Source organism: Streptomyces inhibens, assembly GCF_003389455.1.
Lineage (GTDB): Bacteria > Actinomycetota > Actinomycetes > Streptomycetales > Streptomycetaceae > Streptomyces > Streptomyces inhibens.
On record NZ_QUAC01000171.1, the window covers coordinates 39,182 to 45,524 of the forward strand.

At 69.8% G+C, this 6,343-nt stretch carries 7 protein-coding genes; 2 read left to right on the forward strand and 5 right to left on the reverse strand.

What is annotated here, in order from left to right; translation table 11 throughout:
- Window positions 1–52: 52 nt before the first annotated feature.
- The 3 genes from DY245_RS21795 to hemL form a co-directional block, all read right to left on the reverse strand.
- The gene (locus DY245_RS21795) at window positions 53–1,279 is read right to left on the reverse strand and encodes a polysaccharide deacetylase family protein (RefSeq protein ID WP_128508924.1); all 1,227 of its coding nucleotides are present in this window, start codon (window positions 1,277–1,279) and stop codon (window positions 53–55) included.
- A 146-nt stretch (window positions 1,280–1,425) separates the two neighbouring features.
- Window positions 1,426–2,106, reverse strand: a complete 681-nt coding sequence (locus DY245_RS21800) for a histidine phosphatase family protein (protein WP_181923802.1) — start codon at window positions 2,104–2,106, stop codon at window positions 1,426–1,428.
- A gap of 8 nt (window positions 2,107–2,114) precedes the next feature.
- Window positions 2,115–3,440 (reverse strand): glutamate-1-semialdehyde 2,1-aminomutase, encoded by a 1,326-nt coding sequence (hemL, locus tag DY245_RS21805; protein WP_128508926.1) that lies wholly within the window; start codon window positions 3,438–3,440, stop codon window positions 2,115–2,117.
- A 367-nt stretch (window positions 3,441–3,807) separates the two neighbouring features.
- On the opposite strand from hemL, the gene DY245_RS21810 reads away from it, so the two are divergent.
- Window positions 3,808–4,368 carry a hypothetical protein gene (locus tag DY245_RS21810; RefSeq protein WP_128508927.1) on the forward strand — a complete coding sequence of 187 codons (561 nt, stop codon included), beginning with the start codon at window positions 3,808–3,810 and terminating at the stop codon, window positions 4,366–4,368.
- 94 nt (window positions 4,369–4,462) lie between these two features.
- Here the strand turns inward: DY245_RS21810 and DY245_RS21815 are convergent, their stop codons facing one another.
- Both DY245_RS21815 and DY245_RS21820 read right to left on the reverse strand, forming a co-directional pair.
- Window positions 4,463–5,281 (reverse strand): SDR family NAD(P)-dependent oxidoreductase, encoded by an 819-nt coding sequence (locus tag DY245_RS21815; protein ID WP_128508928.1) that lies wholly within the window; start codon window positions 5,279–5,281, stop codon window positions 4,463–4,465.
- Entirely contained in the window at window positions 5,278–5,844 is a 567-nt protein-coding gene (locus DY245_RS21820) for a cupin domain-containing protein (protein WP_128508929.1), read from the reverse strand. The genes DY245_RS21815 and DY245_RS21820 overlap by 4 nt, the downstream gene beginning before the upstream one ends.
- 84 nt (window positions 5,845–5,928) lie before the next feature.
- Here DY245_RS21820 and DY245_RS21825 point away from each other — a divergent pair, with 84 nt between their 5' ends.
- The gene (locus DY245_RS21825) at window positions 5,929–6,306 is read left to right on the forward strand and encodes a MazG-like family protein (RefSeq protein WP_128508930.1); all 378 of its coding nucleotides are present in this window, start codon (window positions 5,929–5,931) and stop codon (window positions 6,304–6,306) included.
- The last annotated feature ends 37 nt before the right edge of the window (window positions 6,307–6,343 follow it).

A 6,343-nucleotide genomic window follows, 5' to 3' on the forward strand; every position in this document is an offset into this window, starting at 1 on the left:
CCGGATCTTCCGCGCCCCCCTCGGACGGCTCACCCCGGTACAAAGGGGCATGTCAGGCGGCTGTCAGATACGACTTCCAGCCGGCGGACGGCCGCCTGCCGACCGGGATCTGCTGGAGCTTGCGCAGCACCTCGGGGTCCTGGGCGTCGATCCAGTCGGTGAACTGCCGGAACGACACCAGATGGACATCGTTGTTCTGCTCATTGGCAATGTGCTTGACCGCTTCCTCGACGGCGTCCATATAGATGCCACCGTTCCACTGCTCGAAGTGGTTGCCGATGAAGAACGGCGCGCGGTTGGTCTCGTACGCCCGGCGGAATCCGGAGATATATGCGTCGGTGGCCTGCTGCCGCCAGCCCGGGTAGTTGGCCGGCGGGGCCTTCGTGGAGTTCTTCGACTGATTGGCGAGGATGTTGTAGTCCATCGAGAGGACCTCGAAAGAGTGCCCGGGGAAGGGAATCTGCTGGAGCGGGTAGTCCCAGATACCCATCTTTTTCTTCGGCCACATCTGCAGGCCGCCGGGCGAGCTGGCGTCATAGCGCCAGCCGAGTTCTTTGGCTACGGGCAGCAGATTTTCCTGGCCCAGGAGACATGGCGTACGGCTACCGACCAATTCCTTTCGGTAGTCGAACGGCAGCGGGTCCAGATCCGTGAAGCCGGTGTTGGTACGCCACTTGGTGACGAAGTCCATCGCCTGGTCGATCTCGGACTGCCACTGCTGGGGGGTCCAGTGCTTGACCGAGGTCGGGGCGGTGCCGCAGAAGTGGCCGTTGAAGTGGGTGCCGACCTCGTGGCCGTCCAGCCAGGCCTGACGGACGTTCTTCAGCGTCTCCTTGATGTGGTCATCGCTGAGGTAGCCGATGGCGGAGGCGCCCCGCCGGTTGTTCGGCGGTTCGTAGAGGTGCTTCTGGGATTCGGGCAGGAGGTACAGACCGGAGAGGAAGAAGGTCATGGCCGCGCCATGGTCCTTGGCGAGCTTGAGAAAGCGGGGGAAGAGGCCGTTGCCGACCTCTCCCGCGCCGTCCCAGGAGAAGACCACGAACTGCGGCGGGGTCTGTCCGGGCTCCATCCGTTCGGGTGCTTTCGGCTGATGGGGCTGCGCGCCGTAATTCGCTGTCGAGCCGTCACCGATGAGCTTGGGGCGAGCCTGGACGGAGTTCTTCGCCCGCTGCTTGTCCGCCCCCGCGTCCGAGCTCGACGAGGAGCAGCCGGCGACGCCCAGCGCCGCGGCTGCCCCAACTCCCATACCAAGCAGGTTTCGCCGACTGATCGCGCGCATACCCTCGTCCCCATCCGTGCTCGCCGAACTCAATATCCATATAAACGGACAATGGAGAGGAGGGCATGTCGAGCGTTGGGGTTCCAGGTTATTCGCTCAGGTATTGCATTTTGCTTGCTTTTGACGTTCCACCAAGTGATGCAGCGTCAGGCCCCGAAAGCCTTGGCCTTTCCCTTGACGGGTTTGGCGCCCGCCAGAAGATGGGAGGGAACCAGGTCGCGCGCCGGCTCGCTGTACCCCACCGAGATGATCTTGTCGCCGTGGAACGTGAACGACGTCAGCGAGGCCAGCGTGCACTGCCGCCTCCGCGGGTCGTGCCACAGCCGCCGCCGCTCCGCGAAGCTGCGCACGATCCAGATCGGCAGCTGATGGCTGACCGCCACCGCCTCGTGCCCGCGCGCCGCGTCGCGCGCCGCGCCGAGCGCCGCCATCATCCGTACAACCTGCTCGATGTACGGCTCGCCCCAGGAGGGCCGGAACGGATTCGTCAGGTACTTCCAGTTCCCCGGCTTCTTCAGCGCACCGTCACCGACCCCGAAGGTCTTGCCCTCGAAGACGTTGGCCGCCTCGATCAACCGCTCGTCGGTGGCCAGCTCCAGACCGTGCGCGCCGGCGATCGGCAGCGCCGTCTCCTGCGCACGCTCCAGCGGCGAGGCGACGACATGGGTGATGTCCCGCTCCGCGAGGTGCTCCGCCACCCGGTCGGCCATCTTCCGCCCCAGATCGGAGAGGTGATAGCCGGGCCGGCGCCCGTAGAGCACACCGTCGGGGTTGTGCACCTCGCCGTGCCGCATCAGATGCACGACGGTGATGTCTTCGCTGCTCATGTCACCCATCATTCAGTCGCTTCGGCGGCGGCCCGCGCGGCGGCCGGCAGCGCGGCCGCGATCCGCTCGACGGCCTGCGTGTCGTGTGCGGTCGAGACGAACCACGACTCGAAGGCGGACGGCGGGAGGTAGACGCCCTGCGCCAGCATCGAGTGGAAGAAGGCGGTGAAGCGGAAGGACTCCTGCGCCTTGGCCGCGTCGTAGTTCGTGACGTCCCGGTCGGTGAAGAAGACCGAGAACATGTTGCCCGCGACCTGGAGGCGGTGCGCGACGCCTTCCTTGGCCAGTGCGTCGGTGACCAGCGAGCGCAGCTCGGCGGAGACCGCGTCGACCGTCTCGTACGCGGCGTCGTCCAGCAGCCGCAGCTGCGCGACACCGGCCGCGGTGGCGATCGGGTTCCCGGACAGGGTGCCTGCCTGGTAGACGGGGCCGGCCGGGGCGAGGTGCGCCATGACGTCCGCGCGGCCGCCGAAGGCCGCGGCCGGGAAGCCACCGCCCATGACCTTTCCAAAGGTCATCAGATCCGGACGCACCCCATCAATTCCGTACCAGCCGGCCTTGCTGACGCGGAAGCCGGTCATCACCTCGTCGGAGATGAAGAGCGCGCCGTTGTCGGAGCACAGGTCCTTCAGGCCCTGGTTGAAGCCGGGCAGCGGCGGCACCACGCCCATGTTGCCCGGCGACGCCTCCGTGATCACGCAGGCGATCTCGCCCGGGTGCGCGGCGAACGCGGCCCGCACCGCCTCGATGTCGTTGTACGGCAGCACGATCGTGTCACCGGCCTGGGCGCCCGTCACACCCGGCGTGTCCGGCAGACCGAAGGTCGCCACCCCCGAGCCGGCCGCCGCCAGCAGCGCATCCACATGCCCGTGGTAGCAGCCCGCGAACTTGACCACCTTCGGCCGGCCGGTGAAACCGCGCGCCAGCCGGATCGCCGACATCGTCGCCTCGGTACCGCTGGAGACCAGCCGCACCTGCTCGACCGGCTCGATCCGGGCCACGATCTCCTCGGCCAGCTCGACCTCGCCCGCGCCGGGCGTACCGAAGGACGTACCGCGGGCGACCGCGTCCTGGACCGCGGCGATCACCTCGGGGTGCGAGTGGCCGAGGATCATCGGCCCCCACGAGCACACGAGGTCGACATACTCACGGCCGTCGGCGTCGGTGAGGTACGGACCGGTACCGGACACCATGAACCGGGGCGTACCGCCCACGGCCCGGAACGCCCGCACCGGAGAATTGACGCCGCCCGGCGTCACGACGGACGCACGCTCGAACAGCGACTGCGAAACAGGGGCTTCATACGGAAAAGACACTGTGATCCTGACCTGCATAAACGGAGGGAGGGCGGCGGCGCGCTGACACGGCCCGGCTGACTACGGTGCGGGAATCCCCTCGCGGACCACCTTNGCGGCGCGCTGACACGGCCCGGCTGACTACGGTGCGGGAATCCCCTCGCGGACCACCTTCCGGTGCCGCTCGGTTCCCTCTCGATCCTTTTTTGATTCCTCTCGCTTTCGACCGGGCGTCATCCCCCACTCGTCTGCGAAACTGGGGCGACGTACGAGTAAGTCACGCAAGCAATGGTCTCAGAGGCGCACGGGGGCGTGTGGCCGGGCGTTTCATGCGCTCACCACGGGGGAGGTCTCTGAGACGATGATCGGGTTGCGCGGCTGGGGCTGCGAGTGGTCGGGTGGAGATATGCATCGCGGTGGCGAACTGGGCGAGGGAACCGATGACCGGGGTCCCGAGCGCGCCCAGCGCGGCCGTCACCGGCGCGAGGACACCGAGGGCATCAAGGGTGGGGACATCAGGGGCGGCCGCATGGGGGTGACGTACAAGTACTTCGGCGCGCCCAACGGCGCGACGGCGGCCCGTGTCCCCATCTCGATGCGCCCCGAGGAACTCGGCGGTGACGAGCTCGGCATGGGCGGCATGTTCACCAAGATCAAGCCGGAGACGATGGCCGCCATGGTCCTCACCGGTATAGAGGGCATACCCCTCCATAAGGTTCCGCCGCTCGAACTTGTCGTCCTCCACCCCGACTACGCCGTCGTCAAGCTCCCCATGACCGTGGTCGATCCGCTGCGCGGCGTCGGCGAGGAGTCGGTCGGCGCGGCCGCCTTCATCTGGTCCACCGTCCCCGACCGCGGCGGCCCGCGCGACGCCTTCACCGTCTACCAGCTCCTGCACGAATGGCAGGACTTCAGCCACCGGCTGCACGAGGCGGGGCATCAGGCGTACTGCCTGGTGTGGCCGTAGTCGTCAGCGAAGGCGCGGCGAGCTGAGGCGGCGCCGGGCCCGGCCTCCCGCATCGGGCGCGCGTGCCCCGTCACTCACCAGGTGGGCGGGCCGCTCACCAGGTGGGCCGGGCCGAGACCCCGCCGTCCACGACAAGATCGTGCCCGGTGATCCAGGAAGCCATCGGCGAGGCGAGAAAGACACAGGCATCGCCCACGTCCTCGGGCCGGCCCAACCGCCCGGTGGGCGCCGCCTCTTGCCAGCGGCGTACGCCCTCCGGCCAGTCGTCCGCCAGGCCGGGGCGCGCGATCAGCCCCGGCGAGACGCTGTTGACGCGGATGCCGTACGGCCCGTACTCCAGCGCCGCCGCGCGCGCATGCATCACCACCGCCGCCTTGGACGCGCAGTAGTGGGCGTGGTGCGGCGCCGGACGGTCCGCCTCGATCGAGGCGATATGGGTCACCGTCCCTCCGCCGCCCGTCCGCATCACTGCCGCCGCGGCCTGGGTGCAGGCGAACACGCTGTGCACGTTGGGATCCGCCACAGCCCGCCAGTCGGCGAGCGACATCGCCGCCAGCTCCTGCGTGGGCTGCACCCCCGCGTTGTTCACCAGCGCGGTCAGCCGTCCGCGCCAGCCCGCCGCCTCCGCCACCAGACGGTGGCACTCCTCCTCGACGGTCAGATCGGCGCGCAGCGCCAGCGCGCTCCCGCCGGCCTCCTCGATCCGCGCGACCAGCGCCCGGGCCGCATCGGCGCCCGTACGGTAGTGCGCCACGACCGCGGCGCCCGCGGCGGCGAACCGCAGTGCGATGCCGGTGCCGATGCCGCCGGCGGCGCCGGTGACGAGGGCGACCTGGCCGGTGAGGTCGGGGAGGCCGGGACGGACGGGGGCGTGGGGGGCGGCTGGGTCGGTGGGATCGGTCGTATCGGTCATGGCCGGCTCAGCGCGGTGATCCGTGCCGCCTCCTGGGGGAAGCGCGCGGCCAGTTCGGCGGCGTCCCCGTGCTCGTAGTCCTCGAAGGTGAAACCGGGCGCCATGGTGCAGCCGAAGAGCGTCCAGGCGCCGCCGTCGGCGACCTCGGCGGCCATCCACGTACCGGCCGGCACGGTGAACTGGACGTGCTGCCCGCCCAGGACGTCCGGCCCGAGGACGACGGTACGGGCTCGCCCCGCGCCGCCTTCGGCGAGACCGCCGCCCTGGGAGGGACCGCCGCCTTCGCCAGGACCACCGCCTTCGGACAGAAGGAACAGGGTGAGCGGATCGCCCGTATAGAAGTGCCAGATCTCATCGGTCGGCAGCCGGTGCAGAGCGGAGAAGTCGCCCGGCTCCGCGGTCAGCAGCATCACGATCGCCGTCCCCTCGGGCCGCCCGTCGGGGCGCGCCGGGCCCGCCCACGTCTGCCGGAACCGCCCTCCCTCCCGGGACAGCGGCGCCAGCCCGTAGAGCTCGATCAGCGCCTCGGGAAGCCGGTCGCGGGATGTGCGGTGCGCGTCCATCTGCGGGGTCCCTCCCCGTTGCCGTCCGTCGGTGGTGATCCAGCCTAGGCACGAAGGTGGCGCCGGCGCGGGCACAATCGGGCCATGTCTGATACCCCGAGCAGCTCGACGACCGCTTCGGCCGACGCCCCGTCAGCCCTCTGGGGGGCCGTCGAAGATCTGGTGCGCTGGCTGGACCGGGAGAGTGTGCTGCCGCCCGAACAGGAGCGGCTGCTGCGCATCCTGAAGCTTTCGGAGGAGGCCGGCGAGGTCGCGCAGGCGGTCATCGGGGCCACCGGCCAGAATCCGCGCAAGGGCCACAGCCACACCTGGGACGACGTGCACAGCGAACTGTGCGATGTGATCCTCACGGCGATGGTGGCGCTGCGGACGCTGACGCCCGAGGCACAAGGGGTGTTCGAGGGGCATCTGCGGCGGGTCGCGGAGCGGGTGCCGTCGCCGCGGGGCGGCGCCGGGGCCTGAGGCCGGGCCCGGCGGGCCGGCTGCCGTCAGCCGGCCC

Bases quoted from the DNA above. Each gene is read 5' to 3' on its own strand.
- DY245_RS21795 (WP_128508924.1), bottom strand. From the start codon at position 1,279: ATGCGCGCGATCAGTCGGCGAAACCTGCTTGGTATGGGAGTTGGGGCA.
- DY245_RS21800 (WP_181923802.1), bottom strand. From the start codon at position 2,106: ATGAGCAGCGAAGACATCACCGTCGTGCATCTGATGCGGCACGGCGAG.
- hemL (WP_128508926.1), bottom strand. From the start codon at position 3,440: ATGCAGGTCAGGATCACAGTGTCTTTTCCGTATGAAGCCCCTGTTTCG.
- DY245_RS21810 (WP_128508927.1), top strand. From the start codon at position 3,808: ATGCATCGCGGTGGCGAACTGGGCGAGGGAACCGATGACCGGGGTCCC.
- DY245_RS21815 (WP_128508928.1), bottom strand. From the start codon at position 5,281: ATGACCGATACGACCGATCCCACCGACCCAGCCGCCCCCCACGCCCCC.
- DY245_RS21820 (WP_128508929.1), bottom strand. From the start codon at position 5,844: ATGGACGCGCACCGCACATCCCGCGACCGGCTTCCCGAGGCGCTGATC.
- DY245_RS21825 (WP_128508930.1), top strand. From the start codon at position 5,929: ATGTCTGATACCCCGAGCAGCTCGACGACCGCTTCGGCCGACGCCCCG.